The sequence below is a fragment of the Nocardia pseudovaccinii NBRC 100343 genome, assembly GCF_001613225.1.
GTDB classification, from domain to species: Bacteria; Actinomycetota; Actinomycetes; order Mycobacteriales; family Mycobacteriaceae; genus Nocardia; species Nocardia pseudovaccinii.
On the sequence record NZ_BDBY01000130.1, the window covers coordinates 1 to 15471 of the forward strand.

Genomic DNA, 15471 nt, shown 5'->3' on the forward strand with positions numbered 1-15471 from the left:
GGATGCGCGGAATCCTCCGACACGGACTCCGACGTCAGCGGTGCTGACGGGAACTCGGCAAGTCGACGCGGCGCAGGTCGGCCCTCGCGGTCGGCGGCCTTTCGATGGAGGCCGCGGTTGCTGGTGCCCGTGGTCCCGGCGGTGCTGCTCGTGCTCGTGCAGATCAGTTATCCGCTTGCCTCGGGGGTCGCTCGCGATCGGGTGACCGTCGCGGTCGTGCTCTTGTCGGCGGGGACGGCGCTGGTGCACGCGGTGGCGACGCGCGGCATCAGGTACGCGTTGGGGTTCGTGGTGATTGTCTCCGGGCTCGGATTGGTTGCCGAAATCGTTGGTACGGCAACGGGTTTCCCATTCGGTTGTTATGCGTATGCCGACGGCAGATCGGGGCCCGCGGTGGCGGGGGTGCCGTTGGTGATCGCGCTGGCCTGGACCGGTGGGCTGTACCCGGTGTGGGTGGTCGCCGGGTTGTCGACTCGGCGGTGGGCCGCGCGAGTCGCTATGACCGCGGTCGGGGCCGTGGGCTGGGATCTGTTCCTCGATCCGCAGATGGTGGCGGACGGGCAGTGGACTTGGTGTGCCGCCGGTCGGGGGCTGCCCGGGCTCGATGAGATTCCGTACACGAACTATCTGGGGTGGTTCGCGGTGGCGCTGGTGATGGCGTTTCTGCTGACCGGCTTGGATCGCGTCGTGGGGACGGGGAGTGCGAATACGTTCGCGCCTGCGGCAGAGCGCCTGCTGTCGACAGAGCGGACACCGGCGAGAGCCTCCGATGCGGCGCAGGCTGGAATACCGGCGCTGGAGTTGGCAACGCCCGACTCGACCGGTCCGGAGCACGGATCCCGAGGGCCGGTATGCCCGATCTCGGCAGACGCGGTGGTCCCGGTGGGGGTGTTCATGTGGACCTGGCTCGGTTCGACGCTCGCGCACGCGGTGTTCCTCGATCTGCCGTATTCGGCCTGGTACGGGTGCGTCGGGCTGGGAGTGCTCGGTGTGCCGCTGCTGGTGCGATCGGTCGCGGCCCGGCGGGGCTGAAAGCGATGCGGACCAGCTGTCCGATACTTCGGTCGGCGTGCGTTCCGCCCGTCGCGTGGCAATTCGGGGCGAGCGCCTGGCACGATGTGAGCCGTGCAGCCGAGTCCTCTCACCGCGATGCCCGACACATCGGTTCTACCGCCACGTTCTCCCCGGCCCGGAGCACGGGTGGCCGCGGCAGTACTGCTGGCCGCGATGCTGGTGCCCATGCTCGCGGGCTGCCTGCGGGTGCAGGTGTCGATGGGTGTGTCGTCCAATGACCGGGTCTCCGGTCGGATCGTGGCCGCGGTGGTTCCCGCGGACGCCAACGACAAGGGCCCGCAGTTGAAGGCGCCCGATTCGCTGGCCGCGAAGGTGCGGGTCGAGCCGTACAGCCAGGACGGCTATGTCGGCAGCAAGGTGTTCTTCGAGGATCTGTCCTTCGGTGAGGTCGGTCAGCTCGGCGCGCTCTCCGATCAGACTCAGGGCATGTTCAACCTGTCGTTCCAGCGCACCGGCGACCTGGTCAGCCTCAATGGCCGGATCGATCTGAAATCCGTTCCGCCGCACGGTTCGGATGTGCAGTTCACCGTGGCTTTCCCGGCCCGCGTCGCCAAGACCAACGGCAATCGCGAGGACGACTCGACCGTCTCCTGGAAACTGCCGCCCGGCGATGTCTCTACCGTGCGCGCCGAGGTCAGCTACGCGGACCCGAATACCCGCTCCTTCGCGGGCTGGGCAGGCATCGTCGGCGGTATCACCCTCGCCGTCGCCGCCATCATCGCCGCCATCGCCTATATGGACCGCAACCCGGCACCGCCCGGTGCACCGGAAACCAACTTCTCACCGAGCCATCTGTGGCGTTCGCTGACCCGCCGCTGACGCGAACCCTGCGCGCGGGCGCGGCGATCGCCGCGTGGACGGGTGCGGGTATCGCGCTGTTCGGTTGCGGAACCGCGTTGTTCAACCGCGTGACGGTGCGCAGGCTCTCGGCCGGACCGAATACGGTGATCGAGCCGGTGTCGGTGTGTATCCCGGCGCGCGATGAGGCACAGCGACTGCCGGAGCTGATCGATGATCTCCGTGGCCAGGTGGGCGTGCCGCGACTGCGGGTGCTGATTCTCGACGACGCGTCGTCGGACGGGACCGAAGCGGCCGCGCTCGACGCGATTGCGGGCGATTCGCGCTTCACGGTGTTCCGCTCCGAGGCCGAACCCGCACCCGGATGGACCGGGAAGGCCGCGGCCTGCGCGCGACTGGCCGAGTTGGCCGATGCCACGGTGCTGATCTTTCTCGATGCCGATGTGCGACTGGCACCGAATGCGGTCGCCGCGGCGGCCGCCGAATTGCGCCGCAGCCGAGCCGCATTGTTGTCACCGTGGCCGTACCAGGTGACCGAATCGCTGGCCGAGGCGCTGGTGCAGCCGCTACTGTGCTGGTCGTGGGCGACGAGCCTGCCGATCGCGGCCGCCAATCGCAGCCTGCGCCCCTCGACGGCCGTGGCCTGTGGCCAGTTCTTGGTGTTCGACGCCACCGCCTACCACGCCATCGGCGGCCATGCTGCGGTCGCCGCGAGCCCGACCGAGGACCTGGATATCGCTCGCGCACTGCGTCGCTCGGGTCGCCGGACCGCCCTGGTCACGGCAGGCCGCGCGGCGAGCACCCGAATGTACCGTGGCGCAGCCGAACTGGAGACCGGCTACAACCGCTGGCTGTGGTCCGCCTACGGCGGCACGACAATTGGCGGCGCGGCGGTGGGAGCCGTTGCGACACTGGCCTACTGGGCGCCCCCACTGGCCGCGATCGGCGGCCGAGGCTCGATACGCACCGCCGGTCTCATCGGCTACGGCGCCGCGGTCGCCAGCCGCCTGCTCGCGCGCTCACTGGAACGCGGCACCACGACCCGCACGGACGCCCTTGCGGCCCTGGCACATCCGATCTCCATCGACGCCTACCTCCGCCTCTGGACCCGCTCCCGCCGCGCCCACCGCACCAACACCTTGACCTGGAAAACCCGCCCCCTAACCCGCTGATCAAGATCAGGTGGAATCCGTGGCGGCATCGCCCGAGAAGACCCGACCGCCAGTGCCACCTGATCTTGATCGCTGGGGCCCGTGGATCAGCGCACGGTGGTGAGTCCTATGGTCGGGAGGAAGAAGCAGGACTTGGTGCCGTTGTCGACGGCTCCGAAGACTGCGGCGAGTACCGTGCCGGATCCGGTGTCGACCGGAACCGCGCGCACACCGCCGACCGGGAATATGGCGAAGAAGTCTTGGACGGCGCGTTCGGCCAATGGCCTTATCTCGGCCGGGGTTTCGGCGGGCACCATCGTGCGGACCACATCGGAGATCGATCCCATGGCGGTGATGCCGCTGCGGCCATTGGCCAGGTTGACCCAGGCGACGTTCATACCCGAGGCATTCGTGCCGTCCGCGCCGAGGCCGTAGGGGACGAAGGTGAACATGACCTGGCCCGCCTTGACGGCGGCCGGGTCGAGTCCCGGAATGGCCACCGTGGTTTTGGGCCACGGCCCTGGGACCGCGCCCGCCACCGCGGGCACCAGACCGAGGCTGCCGGTGTCGGAGCAGAACGGCGCGACCGCCGGGTACAGGAACGGGTCGATGCCGAAGGTGCGCAGCGCCTCCACGACGGCTCGGTAACCGGCGAACAGATCACCGGCTGCGGCTTGGGCTGCCGGTGCGGTCGCGGCCGGAACGGCGGGTGCGGGTATCGGCGCCGGACCCGCGGCGGCGCTGCCGGGGGCGGCGAAAGTCATCGCGGCCGTACCGGTCGCGATGGCGGTTAGCGTGATCAGACGGCGCAGCAGGGTCACGGCGGACCTCCTCATCGTCGGGCACGAATCGAGGTCCGAGAGTACTCCGGCAAACCTTCGCAACAGCGTCTATTCCGGCGGTCGACACGTTCGCGCCGCGCGTCCCGATGGACCGCCGCGGCGATCCGCGGGCGGGCGAACCGGACGAAGAGCACACGGAGAATTTGGTTCGAAATGCCGCGATCCACCGCGCGACCTGGCCAATAGTGCCTGCTCACGACCATACGAACAAGGTCTGCGCTCACGCTGATTCGTACCCTTGTGCCGGACTTCGCCTGCTTCGCATGATATTTCGGCTAGACCCATTGACCGACCCGTGCTCGGCGTCGGACACACCATCCAGAGCGACCGAGAGACCTGGCTCATCGACGTCGCAGCAACCCCCCGGTCACCGGGTGCGGGTGCTTCCGCCGGGAACGATGGAGGAACCGAAATATGAGCGCATCCGTCGCATCCGATACTCCGGTATCGGATGTCCCGATACCGGCTGCACCCACCGCCACCGTAAGCAGTACCGACGAACCGGCGATCGCCAAGTCCTGGCACCCGTGGCGCTGGGTCGTCAGCGCCATCGCGCTCGTGCTGCTCGCGCAGTTCGTCCACGGACTGGCCACCAATCCGGGCTGGGATTGGTCGACGTTCGCGAAGTACTTCACCGCGAAATCGGTGCTGTCGGCGCTGAAGGTCACCTTGGAGCTGACCCTGTGGGGTACGGCACTCGGATTCCTGATCGGTACGGCATTGGCGATCGCCCGCCTGTCGAATAATCCGGTGCTGCGGGTGATCTCGTGGGTCTATATCTGGGCGTTCCGCTCGATTCCGCTCATCGTGCAGCTGCTTTTCTGGTTCAACATCGCCTACCTGTACCACACGCTTTCGCTCGGAATCCCGTTCGGCCCTTCCTTTCTCACCTTCGAGGTGAATGGGGTGATCAGCGGTTTCACCGCGGCGGTCATCGGACTCGCATTGCATCAGGCGGCGTATGCGGCCGAGATCATCCGGGCCGGATACATTTCGGTCGATCCGGGGCAGCTGGAAGCAGCTGCGGCACTCGGCATTCCACGAGTGCGCCAGTTCCGCACGGTCATCGTCCCGCAGGCCATGCGCTCGATTCTGCCGAATGCGACCAATGAGGTGATCAGCCTGTTCAAGGGCACCTCGATCGTCTCGGTCATGGCGATCGCGGAACTCTTCTACCAGGTCCAGGTGATCTACGGCCGCAACGGCCGGGTGGTGCCGCTGCTCATGGTGGCCACCGTCTGGTACATCGTGCTGACCACGATGCTGTCGGTGGTGCAGTTCTATATCGAACGCCACTACGCCAAGGGCGCGCACCGCACGCCCCCACCGACACCGGTGCAGAAGGTCCGGCGCCGGTTGCGCGAAATCGCCGAAATCGGTTCCGCAGCACCACGCGGAGCGACTCGATGAGCGCGCCGGTGGCCCCGGCTCCTGCGGTACAGGTGCGCGGGGTGCGTAAGTCCTACGGCAGCACCGAGGTACTCGGTGGCATCGACCTCACGGTCCACGCGGGTGAGGTGGTCACCGTGATCGGACCGTCCGGCTCCGGCAAGTCGACGCTGCTGCGGGTGGTCAACCACCTGGAGTCGCTGGATGCGGGCACCGTGCACATCGACGGCGAACTGATCGGATATCGGCTGCGTCGCAATAGGTTGCACGCGCTGCCGGACCGCGAAGTGCGCAAACAGCGCTCGCATATCGGCTTCGTCTTCCAGCAGTTCAATCTCTTCCCGCATCTGACGGTGCTCGACAATGTCACGCTCGCACCGATTTCCGCGCAGGGTCGCCCGCGTGCGGAAATCGAGGCCGAGGCACGGGATCTGCTCGAGCGGGTCGGCATCGGCGACCTGACCGACGCCTATCCACGGCGGCTGTCGGGCGGACAACAGCAGCGCGTTGCCATCGCGCGCGCGTTGGCGCTGCGACCGCCGGTGATCCTCTTCGACGAACCCACCTCCGCGCTGGATCCGGAGCTCGTCGGGGAAGTCCTCGATGTGATCCGCGATCTCGCCGACGGCGGGACCGCGCTGGTGATCGTCACCCACGAAATCGGTTTCGCCCGTGAGGTCGCCGACACCGTCGTATTCCTCGACGGCGGCGTGATCGTCGAACAAGGTCCGCCCGCCGCCGTACTCGACAACCCGCAACACCCGCGCACCCGCGCATTTCTGTCCCGAGTCCGCTGAGCGCGGTGCGCGCTCCACGATGAACAGGTATTCGATGAAGCTCTCTGCCCTGGTCGGCCTGGCCGCCACGGTCGCCTTGCTGGCCACCGGCTGCGGCACCGATCCGGACGCGGAAAACTCCGCGCAGCCCGCCGGTTCGATCACCTTCGACCTCTCCCCCGGCCAGTCCGGCCGCATCCACGCTCCCAAGGTCGATGCCATTGCCGCCGAACTGCCGCAGGCCATTCGCGACCGCGGCACGCTGGTCGTCACCGGATCCGGCAGTGCCGCACCGCCATTGCGGTTCTACGCCACCGACGATAAGACCATCGTCGGGTCCGAGATCGATTTCGCCTCGCTCATCGCGGACATCCTCGGGCTGAAACTCGTAGCGCAGGTGGCCGATTGGTCACAGAACTTCGTGCGGGTCGACTCCGGCGAGGCCGATGTCTTCATCTCCAACGTCACCGTGACCGAGGAGCGCAAGGAAAAGTACGACTTCGCCACCTACCGCAATGACACTGTCGCGCTGGAGATCCCGAAGCAGAGCAAGCTCGATTACAAGGATCGTAAGAGCCTGGCGGGCAAGCGGATCGGCGTCGGCAGCGGAACCAATCAGGAGCAGCTGCTGGTCAAGTGGAACGAGCAGAATATCGCCGAGGGCTTGGCCCCGATCGATATCGCCTACTTCCAGCAGGTCACCGATTATTACCTGGCGCTGGCCTCGCAGCGTTTGGACGGCTACATCGGCCCGAATCCGTCCGCGATCTATCACAGCAGCACCGCGAATCAGACCAGGATCGTCGCGACCTTCTCCGGCGCCGGTGACGCATTGCAAGGCGAGATCGGTGTGCTCACCAAGAAGGACAACGGCCTGATCGGCCCTATCAACAAGGCCATCGACAACGCCATCCAGACCGGCACCTACCAGCAGGTCATCGACCGCTGGGGGTTGAAGACCGAGACCGTGCCGAGTTCGCGGATCAATCCGCCCGGCCTACCGAAGAAGTCGTGATCGCATGAAGTTCCTGCTGTTCACTCTCGTCTCCCGGGTGCCGGATCCGAATACCGGTCGGCTGCCCGAGACCAGGGAGCGACTGGTCGATGTCATCGGCCAGGCCCGCACCGCCGAGGAACTCGGCTACGACGGGTTCGCCGTCGGCGAGCGGCACGAGGATCCGTTCCTCTCGGCCGCACCGCCGGTCATCCTGTCCCATATCGCCGCGGTCACCTCGCGGATCAGTCTGTTCACCGCCGTCACGACGCTGAGTCTGTTGGATCCGGTGCGTGCGTTCGAGGACTATTCGACGCTGGACAATCTCTCCGGCGGCCGCCTCGAACTCATCATCGGCAAGGGCAACGGTGCGGCCCAGGCAAAGCTTTACCACGTCACCACCGAGGACCAGTGGGATCGCAATCGCGAAGGCCACGAACTGTTCCGGGCACTGTGGGACAGCGACGACGTGACCTGGTCGGGCCGATTCCGTCCGGAGTTGGTCGGGGCCACGGCGCTGCCGCGGCCCTGGCAGCCGCGCATCCGCATCTGGCACGGCAGCGCGACCAGCCGCGATTCGGTGGAACTCGCCGCGCGCCACGGTGACCCGCTGTTCTCGGCCAATGTCACCAATCCGATCGAACCGTATGCCGAACTGGTACGCCACTATCGGGAGCGCTGGGAGCACTACGGGCACGATCCGGCCGACGCCCTGGTCGGCGCGGGCACGGCGGGATTTCATGTGGCGCGCACGTCACAGGAGGCCCTCGATGTGTATCGCCCGATCTTCGAGGCTCGACTGGCATTGGCGCGCAAGCTCGGACTGCCGATCGTCTTCGAGACGCTCGACGATTTCGTCGTGCGCAGTTCGGCGCTGGTCGGCAGCCCGCAGCAGGTGATCGACAAAGTGGGTCGCCAGCACGAGGCGTTCGGGCACGAGGTGATCCACCTGTCCGCCGAACGCGACGGCCGCACCGAATCGCAACATCGCACCGGCCTCGAACTGTTTCAGGCCGAGGTCGCACCCGAACTGCGCCGACGCATCCCGAGCCGACCACTGGCCACCGCCCCTAACACCGCACGCCCCACCGACTACGACATCGATTCCCGCGGCGAACTCATCCGCACCGAAACATCTGGAGTACCACAGTGATCCGTCCCCGCCACCGAATCGCGGCCGTGGCCGCCGCCGTCACCGCGGCCGCGAGTCTCGCCGCCTGCGGCAGTGATTCGGCCACCGGCGGCGCTGACGCGGGTCCGCCGCAGCCGGGCGGCACACTGCGCTACGGCCTTTCGCAGGCGCCGACCTGCTCGGATCCGGCGCAGTCCGGCACCAACCAGACGCTGTACGTGACCCGTCAGATCGTGGATTCACTGACCGATCAGGATCCGAAGACCGGTGAGATCAAGCCGTGGCTGGCCAAGAGCTGGGAGATCTCCCCCGATGCCAAGGTGTTCACCTTCCATCTCGCCGACGGCGTCACCTTCAGCGACGGCACACCGCTCACCGCGGATTCGGTGCGCAACACCTTCGATTCGGTGATCGAACTGGGCGCGGCCAAGACACCGCTCGGCTCCAGCTATCTCACCAATTACGTCGGCACCACCGCGGTCGACAAGCTGACCGCGCGGGTCGAATTCAGCAAGCCCAATGCCCAATTCCTGCAGGCCTCTTCGACCGCGCAGCTCGGTATTCAGGGCGATGCAACGACGGCCAAGCCTGCCGATCAGCGGTGCCTCGGCGACAATGTCGGCAGCGGACCGTTCACCTATGCGGCCTGGCGCCAGGACGCCTCGGCGACCCTGGCCAAGCGCGCCGGATACCGCTGGGGTTCGGCGGTCTTCGCTCATCAGGGCGAGGCCTATCTGGACAAGATCGAGTTCACGGTCGTGCCCGAATCCGGTGTTCGCACCGGCAGTCTCATCTCCGGCCAGCTCGACGCCGTCAGCGACGCGCTGCCGCAGGACGCACCGCAGATCGAGGCCGCGAGCGGGCGGGTGCTGAGCACCGCGAATCCCGGTGTGCCGTTCGGCTTCCAGACCAATGTCACGCGCGGGCCGCTGCGCGATGCCGCGGTGCGCCAAGCGCTGCTGCCCGCGATCGACCGGAAACAGCTGGTGGACACCGTGCTCGGCCCGCAGTTCAAACCCGCTACCAGCGCCTTGGCCAGCAGTACGCCCGGCTATCAAGACTTTTCGGCCCGGCTGAGCTACGACCCGGCCAAGGCGCGCGGCATCCTGGACCAGGCGGGCTGGACGCCAGGTGGCGATGGTATCCGCGCGAAGAATGGTGAGCGCCTGTCCTTCGCAGTGCTCTTCAGTCAGGCGTTCGCGGGTAATCAGGCCATCCTGGAGCTGGTGCAGCAGCAGCTGCGTCAGGTGGGCGTCGAGCTGAAGCTCGATCTGGTGTCGGGCCCGGAGAGCACGGCTCGGCAGAACGTCAAGGATTTCGACACCACCTACTACAACACCACCCGCGCCGACGGTGACATTCTGCGCACCTCCTTCAGTGTCGACGGACGCAATCTCAATGCCCGCGAACGCATCCCGGCGCTGGACGATGTGCTCGACGGGCAGCTGAGCGCGTCGGATACCGCCGCACGCACCGCACTGATCCGCACCGCGCAACAGGCTGTGCTCGACGCGGGGCTGTGGATTCCGACGGTCGAACTGTCGCAGGCCATCGGTGCGGCACGGAGCGTGCAGGATCTGAAGTTCGAGGCCTCCGCGCGGCTGCAGTTCTTCGATACCTGGTTGAGCGGGCGGTAGTCATGGCTCGGTATGTGGTTGTGCGGGTCCTGCAGGCGATATGGGTGCTGTGGGCGGCCTTCACCATTTCGTTCGTGGTGCTCTACCTGCTGCCCGCCGATCCGGTCTCCATCGCGGCCGACGGTGCGGGTGCGGGCACCCCGATCGACAAGGCCGCGATCGCCGAACTCCAGGCGCGCTACGGCCTGGATCGTCCCCTCTGGGAACAGTATTGGACGGCACTGACCCACGCGCTGACCGGCGACCTCGGCCACTCCATCGCCACCGGCCAGCCGGTCACCAGCGCGCTGGGTGCCGCATTGCCCAATACACTCGGATTGGCCGGTCTGGCACTGCTCTTCGCGGTGCTCGGCGGGGTGAGCGTGGCCTTCGCCGCGACCTATGTCCGCCGCCCTTGGTTGCGTGACGCACTCGGTTCACTACCCTCGCTCGGGGTTTCGGTACCGACATTCTGGACCGGACTGCTACTGCTGCAACTCTTCTCGTTCCGCTGGCGGCTCGCCCCGGCCTTCGGCGGACACGGTTTCAAGGGCACGGTGCTGCCCGCGCTCACCCTCGCCATACCCATCGGCGCGGTGCTGGCCCAGGTGCTCGCCGCCGGACTGGCCTCGACCTGGCGTCAGCCGTTCGTCGATGTGGCACTGGCCAAGGGTGGCTCGCGTGGTTGGGTACTGCGCAAACATGTGCTGCGTCCGGCCAGCGTGCCGACGTTCACCATTGCCGGTGTGCTGGTCGGCAATATGCTCGCCGGATCCGTCGTGGTGGAAACCGTTTTCGCCCGTCAGGGCGTGGGTCGGCTCACCCAGACCTCGGTACTGGCCCAGGATATTCCGGTGGTGCAGGGCATCGTGCTGCTCACCTCGACGGTCTTCGTCACCGTGAATCTGGCGGTGGATCTGCTGTATCCGCTGCTCGATCCGCGCATCGCCGGTCGATCCCGCCGTGCGACAACCGATTCCGAGACCGCCGCGAACGATATCGCGCAGGAGGGGGTCGTCCGTGCCTGAACCACTCGTTACCCACTCCGGCGCCGCGTCCGGCCCTCTGGTCAGCGGCTTCGCGTCGTGGCCTGACCATCGACAGCAGGTGACCGATCATGGTTGATGTCGCCGATGAGTCGCGGCGGATCGCGCTTCCCGGACTCCACCGGCCCGCCCTGCGATGGAAGTCGCTGCGCGGCAATATCGTAGTGATCCTGTCCGGGGCCGTCGCTGTGCTCGCGCTCGGCTGGGCGCTGTTCCCTTCGGTATTCGCCAGCGGGGATCCGCTGACCGGTGTGCCCGCGCAGAAATTCCAGGGCCCGAGTGCCCGGCACTGGTTCGGCACCGACAATCTCGGGCGCGATCTGTACACCCGGATGGTGCACGGCGCGGGACTTTCGCTCACCGCCACCCTCTCCGCGGTCGCCATCGCCCTGATCGCCGGATCGATACTCGGGCTGCTGTCCGGATCGCTCGGCGGCTTCGTCGACACCGTCATCATGCGGTTCGTCGATGTGCTGCTGTCGATTCCATCGCTGCTGCTATCGCTCGCCCTGGTCACCGCGCTGGGGTTCGGCACCCGCAATGTGGCCGTCGCGGTGGGTGTTTCGCTGATCGCCAACTTCGCGCGGGTCATGCGCTCGGAGGTACTCCGGGTGCGACAGGCGCCGTATGTCGAGGCGGCACACGCTTCCGGGGTCCGCTGGTACATGGTGCTGGCCCGGCATGTCCTTCCGAACTCCTATCAGCCGGTACTCGCCTTGGCCGCAGTCGAATTCGGTATGGCGGTGCTCTCGGTCTCGGCGCTGAGCTTCCTCGGCTACGGCGCGAAACCCCCCACCCCCGAATGGGGCTCACTGATATCGGAGGGACGCAATTTCCTCGCCACGGCTTGGTGGATGACCACCATGCCGGGCCTGGTGATCATCCTCGTCGTCCTCTCGGCCCAACGCCTCGGCCGCGCCGTAGGAAGGAGTAACAGCGCATGAGTGAGTGCATTACGTCCGCCGATCCGACGGACGGCACGCCACATATCCGCGACGTCGCAAATGGACCGGATGGGTCGGCAGCAGCACTGTTGCATATCGACGGCCTGCATGTGCGCTACGCCTCCGACAGCGGCGATGTCGCCGCACTCAGCGGCGTATCCCTCACCGTCGCACGCGGCGAGGTCGTCGCGCTGGTCGGCGAATCCGGTTCCGGCAAGTCGACTCTCGCGCAATCGGTGATCGGATTGCTCGGCCCCAATGCCGAGATCACCGATGGGACCGTCACCTTCGACGGAGAGACGGTGGATACCGGATCCGAGCGGGCGCTGCGGCGGATTCGCGGCGCACGGATCGGATTCGTACCGCAGGATCCTGGGCTGTCGCTGAATCCGGTGCGGCGCGTTGGTGATCAGGTCGCCGAGGCGCTGCTGGTGCACGGACTCGCCGATCGCCACGATGCGAACGCACGGGCGATCGAATTGCTCGCCGAGGCCGGACTGGATCTGCCGGAGCTGCGGGCGGCGCAGTATCCGCACGAACTGTCCGGCGGCCAGCGGCAGCGGGTGCTGATCGCGGCGGCGCTCATCGCCGGACCGGAACTGGTGATCGCCGATGAGCCGACCAGTGCGCTCGACGCCACGGTGGCGCGGCGGGTGCTCGACAAACTCGCCGCGCAGACCGCGGCACGCGGTACGGCGGTGCTGCTGATCACCCACGATCTGGCGATCGCCGCCGAGCGGGCCGATCGGATCGTGGTGCTGAGCGGCGGGGAAATCGTCGAAACCGGGCCGACCGCGACGGTGCTCGCCGAACCCCGTCATCCGTATACGAAACGATTGCTCGCTGCCTCGCCGAGTCTGACCCCGTTCGACGGGTTCCGGACGCCGCGCGTGAGCTCCGGTCCGCCGCTGCTCACGGTGCGGGACGTGCACAAGCGGTTCCGCGCACCGGCCGGTGGTTCGGTCACCGCGGTGGCGGGTGTCGGATTCGAACTCGGTCGCGGCGAAACCCTGTCACTGGTCGGTGAATCCGGCTCCGGCAAGTCCACCACGGCGCGAATCGCTCTGCGGCTCACGGAACCCGATAGCGGCGCGATCACGTTCGACGGACAAGACCTGACCGCGGTGAAAGGTGGACGGCTGCGCGACCTGCGTCAGCGCTTCCAAGTGGTCTACCAGAATCCCTACGGCTCACTGGATCCGCGCTGGCGGGTCGGATCGATCATCGAGGAGCCACTGCGGGCCTATGCCGTCGGCGACCGCAAGGCCAGGCAGGAACGGGTACGGGAACTGCTCGGCCAGGTCGCGCTGCCGGAGAACTTCGCCCAGCGCCGCCCAGCGGAACTGTCCGGCGGACAACGCCAACGCGTCGCCATCGCCCGCGCCCTGGCCCTGCACCCCGACCTGCTCGTACTCGACGAACCGGTCTCGGCACTCGACGCCTCCGTCCAGGCCCAGATCCTGGAGCTGCTGGACCGCCTGCAAACCGAACTAGGACTGAGCTACCTGTTCATCTCGCACGACCTCGCCGTGGTCCGCCGCATCAGCGACCGCGTCGCGGTCATGCGCGACGGTCGCATCGTCGAATCCGGCTCCACCGCCGAGATCTTCGACAACCCACAGCACGAGTACACCCGCGAACTGCTCTCGGCCGTTCCCACACCGCACGTCACCGCACCGGGGGCGGCCTGATGACCGGCACCCGGCTACGCCATCCCCATCGCAACCGCACACTCGAAGGAGTCAGAGCGTCATGACGACCAGCATCACCAGTCTTTTCGAAACCGAGTGGGCGCATTGGCATCACGCCAGGGAGGACCAGTTGCGCGATCCGCTCGGCTTCCTGAGCCTGACCGGATTGCATTGGCTCACCGACCAACCCGAGCGCCTGCCCGACCTCCCCGGCACCTGGTGGGTCACCGACGACAAGGTGTTCATCACCGCTCAGCCCGCCGACCGCCTGCGGTTCGAGGGCAGCGACATCGCGGGCGTTCAGATCGTCATACCCACAGAAGGCGCGCCGGGACTCGAGGTGCTGCACGAGCATCGGGTACTCGAGGTGATTCGCCGCAGCGGCCGCTACGCCGTGCGCGTGCACGACCCCGCCGCACCCACATTGCTGAGCTTCGAGGGCATCCCGGCCTATGCCCCGGACCAGCACTGGGTGGTCGAGGGTCGCTTCGAACCGTTCGACGAGCCGCGCACGATCACTACCGGCGCCGTCATCGACGGACTCGAGCATCACCACACCGCCTCGGGCACCATCGAATTCAGCATCGGCGAGGTCACCGAGCGCGTCATCGCCTTCGGCGAGCCGACCAACCTGCGGGTGCTGTTCACCGACGCCACCAGCGGCGTCACCACCTACCCGGCGGCCCGCTCGCTGGCCGTCGAAGCACCCGACGCCCATGGGACCGTGCGTCTCGATTTCAACCGGGCGGCCAATCTGCCCTGCGCCTTCACCGATTTCGCCACCTGCCCGCTGGCACCCGCGGAAAACCGGCTGCGGGTCGCCATCGAAGCGGGCGAGCAGCATCCGCGCCTGGGACGGTCCGCATGACGATCCCGCTTTCCATCCTCGATCTGGCCCCGATCAGCGCCGGATCCACCGCACAGCAGGCCCTGCGCAACACCATCGATCTGGCCCAGCACGCCGAGCAGTGGGGTTACCGCCGCTACTGGCTGGCCGAACATCACTTCGTCTCGGTGGCGAGTTCCTCCTCCATCACGCTGATCGGCCTGGTCGCCGCGGCAACCACCCGGATTCGCGTCGGCTCGGCGGCGGTTCAGGTCGGCCACCACACCTCGGCATCGATCGTGGAGGCGTTCGGCACCATCGACGCTCTCTACCCGGGACGGCTCGACCTCGGCCTAGGCCGATCGGGCCATCGCCGCACTCAGTTCGGCGCGCAGCCCGCCCATCCCAAGGGCGGTCACCCGGTCGTCGATACCGTGACCGGGCGCACCGAGGTCCGCGACGGCGTGGTGGTTCCGCCGCCGTTCGATCCCGGACGGATCACCGACAGGTCCAGGTTCATCGCCTCGCTCGGCGCACTACAACAGCAGGGCGCGCAGGCACCGGACTTCCCGGACCAGGTCGACGAGGTGCGCGCCCTGCTCAACGGCACCTACAAGAGCGCCGAAGGCATTGCGCTGCACGCGGTTCCGGGTGAGGGCGCACAGGTCGAACTGTGGTTGTTCGGCAGTACGGCCAGCGAAAGCGCCGAGTTGGCGGGCAAACTCGGTCTGCCCTTCGCCGCGGCCTATCACGTCTCCCCCGGCACCGCCCTGGATGCGGTCACGGCCTATCGGGCGGCCTTCCGCCCCTCGGCCGAGCTCGCCGAGCCGTATGTGGTGATCTCCGCGGACGTGGTCGTCGCCCCCGACGACGCGCGCGCCCGACATCTGGCCGCCACCTACGGTCACTGGGTGCACAGCATCCGCAGCGGTGCGGGCGCCGCCGACTACCTCGATCCGGATACCGCCACCGCGCTGACGCCGGAGCAGCGCCGACTGGTCGACGACCGCCTCGCCACCCAATTCGTCGGCAGCCCGCGCACCGTCGTCGAACGCCTGCAGGCCCTGCAGCGGGTCACCGGCGCGAACGAACTCCTCGTCACCAGCATCACGCACCGCCACGAGGACCGCCTCGAATCCCACCGCCTCCTCGCCGATACCTGGGGCCTACGCGCGCCCCGCGCCGCCTGAAC

At 67.4% G+C, this 15471-nt stretch carries 14 protein-coding genes and 1 riboswitch; of the genes, 13 read left to right on the plus strand and 1 reads right to left on the minus strand.

Annotated features, from left to right (window positions below; translation table 11 throughout):
• Positions 1–123 precede the first annotated feature (123 nt).
• From NP3_RS15610 to NP3_RS15620, 3 genes are all read left to right on the plus strand, one after another.
• Positions 124–1032, plus strand: a complete 909-nt coding sequence (locus NP3_RS15610) for a carotenoid biosynthesis protein (RefSeq protein WP_373864759.1) — start codon at positions 124–126, stop codon at positions 1030–1032.
• Positions 1033–1149: 117 nt separating this feature from the next.
• A complete protein-coding gene (locus NP3_RS15615; protein WP_063042024.1) occupies positions 1150–1893 on the plus strand; it encodes an LppM family (lipo)protein in 744 nt (247 codons plus the stop codon).
• An 8-nt stretch (positions 1894–1901) separates the two neighbouring features.
• The gene (locus tag NP3_RS15620; protein WP_063042026.1) at positions 1902–3044 is read left to right on the plus strand and encodes a glycosyltransferase family 2 protein; all 1143 of its coding nucleotides are present in this window, start codon (positions 1902–1904) and stop codon (positions 3042–3044) included.
• Between the two features lie 86 nt (positions 3045–3130).
• On the opposite strand, the gene NP3_RS15625 is transcribed toward NP3_RS15620, so the two are convergent.
• Complete coding sequence (locus tag NP3_RS15625) at positions 3131–3844, minus strand: hypothetical protein (protein ID WP_245720950.1); 714 nt, start codon at positions 3842–3844, stop codon at positions 3131–3133.
• Between the two features lie 332 nt (positions 3845–4176).
• Positions 4177–4270: riboswitch (SAM riboswitch) on the plus strand.
• 9 nt (positions 4271–4279) lie between these two features.
• Between NP3_RS15625 and NP3_RS15630 the strand changes: the two genes are divergently transcribed.
• From NP3_RS15630 to NP3_RS15675, 10 genes are all read left to right on the plus strand, one after another.
• The gene (locus NP3_RS15630; RefSeq protein WP_063041988.1) at positions 4280–5275 is read left to right on the plus strand and encodes an amino acid ABC transporter permease; all 996 of its coding nucleotides are present in this window, start codon (positions 4280–4282) and stop codon (positions 5273–5275) included.
• Complete coding sequence (locus tag NP3_RS15635; protein WP_063041990.1) at positions 5272–6051, plus strand: amino acid ABC transporter ATP-binding protein; 780 nt, start codon at positions 5272–5274, stop codon at positions 6049–6051. The genes NP3_RS15630 and NP3_RS15635 overlap by 4 nt, the downstream gene beginning before the upstream one ends.
• A gap of 19 nt (positions 6052–6070) precedes the next feature.
• A complete protein-coding gene (locus NP3_RS15640; protein WP_063041992.1) occupies positions 6071–7045 on the plus strand; it encodes an ABC transporter substrate-binding protein in 975 nt (324 codons plus the stop codon).
• A 4-nt stretch (positions 7046–7049) separates the two neighbouring features.
• Positions 7050–8177: an LLM class flavin-dependent oxidoreductase gene (locus tag NP3_RS15645; RefSeq protein WP_063041994.1), complete on the plus strand. Its 1128-nt coding sequence runs from the start codon at positions 7050–7052 to the stop codon at positions 8175–8177.
• The gene (locus NP3_RS15650; protein ID WP_084508620.1) at positions 8174–9793 is read left to right on the plus strand and encodes an ABC transporter substrate-binding protein; all 1620 of its coding nucleotides are present in this window, start codon (positions 8174–8176) and stop codon (positions 9791–9793) included. The genes NP3_RS15645 and NP3_RS15650 overlap by 4 nt, the downstream gene beginning before the upstream one ends.
• A gap of 2 nt (positions 9794–9795) precedes the next feature.
• On the plus strand, positions 9796–10800 hold the full coding sequence (locus NP3_RS15655) for an ABC transporter permease (protein WP_063041998.1): 1005 nt from the start codon (positions 9796–9798) through the stop codon (positions 10798–10800).
• A gap of 89 nt (positions 10801–10889) precedes the next feature.
• Entirely contained in the window at positions 10890–11762 is an 873-nt protein-coding gene (locus NP3_RS15660; protein ID WP_084508621.1) for an ABC transporter permease, read from the plus strand.
• Positions 11759–13453, plus strand: a complete 1695-nt coding sequence (locus NP3_RS15665; RefSeq protein ID WP_084508622.1) for a dipeptide ABC transporter ATP-binding protein — start codon at positions 11759–11761, stop codon at positions 13451–13453. The genes NP3_RS15660 and NP3_RS15665 overlap by 4 nt, the downstream gene beginning before the upstream one ends.
• A gap of 61 nt (positions 13454–13514) precedes the next feature.
• A complete protein-coding gene (locus NP3_RS15670) occupies positions 13515–14321 on the plus strand; it encodes a DUF1684 domain-containing protein (protein ID WP_063042000.1) in 807 nt (268 codons plus the stop codon).
• The gene (locus tag NP3_RS15675) at positions 14318–15469 is read left to right on the plus strand and encodes an LLM class flavin-dependent oxidoreductase (protein ID WP_063042002.1); all 1152 of its coding nucleotides are present in this window, start codon (positions 14318–14320) and stop codon (positions 15467–15469) included. Before NP3_RS15670 ends, NP3_RS15675 begins: the two co-directional genes overlap by 4 nt.
• The last annotated feature ends 2 nt before the right edge of the window (positions 15470–15471 follow it).

Excerpts from the sequence above, each read along its gene's own strand:
- NP3_RS15615 (WP_063042024.1), top strand. The coding sequence starts at position 1,150 with ATGCCCGACACATCGGTTCTACCGCCACGTTCTCCCCGGCCCGGAGCA.
- NP3_RS15630 (WP_063041988.1), top strand. The coding sequence starts at position 4,280 with ATGAGCGCATCCGTCGCATCCGATACTCCGGTATCGGATGTCCCGATA.
- NP3_RS15635 (WP_063041990.1), top strand. The coding sequence starts at position 5,272 with ATGAGCGCGCCGGTGGCCCCGGCTCCTGCGGTACAGGTGCGCGGGGTG.
- NP3_RS15640 (WP_063041992.1), top strand. The coding sequence starts at position 6,071 with ATGAACAGGTATTCGATGAAGCTCTCTGCCCTGGTCGGCCTGGCCGCC.
- NP3_RS15645 (WP_063041994.1), top strand. The coding sequence starts at position 7,050 with ATGAAGTTCCTGCTGTTCACTCTCGTCTCCCGGGTGCCGGATCCGAAT.
- NP3_RS15655 (WP_063041998.1), top strand. The coding sequence starts at position 9,796 with ATGGCTCGGTATGTGGTTGTGCGGGTCCTGCAGGCGATATGGGTGCTG.
- NP3_RS15660 (WP_084508621.1), top strand. The coding sequence starts at position 10,890 with ATGGTTGATGTCGCCGATGAGTCGCGGCGGATCGCGCTTCCCGGACTC.
- NP3_RS15665 (WP_084508622.1), top strand. The coding sequence starts at position 11,759 with ATGAGTGAGTGCATTACGTCCGCCGATCCGACGGACGGCACGCCACAT.
- NP3_RS15670 (WP_063042000.1), top strand. The coding sequence starts at position 13,515 with ATGACGACCAGCATCACCAGTCTTTTCGAAACCGAGTGGGCGCATTGG.
- NP3_RS15675 (WP_063042002.1), top strand. The coding sequence starts at position 14,318 with ATGACGATCCCGCTTTCCATCCTCGATCTGGCCCCGATCAGCGCCGGA.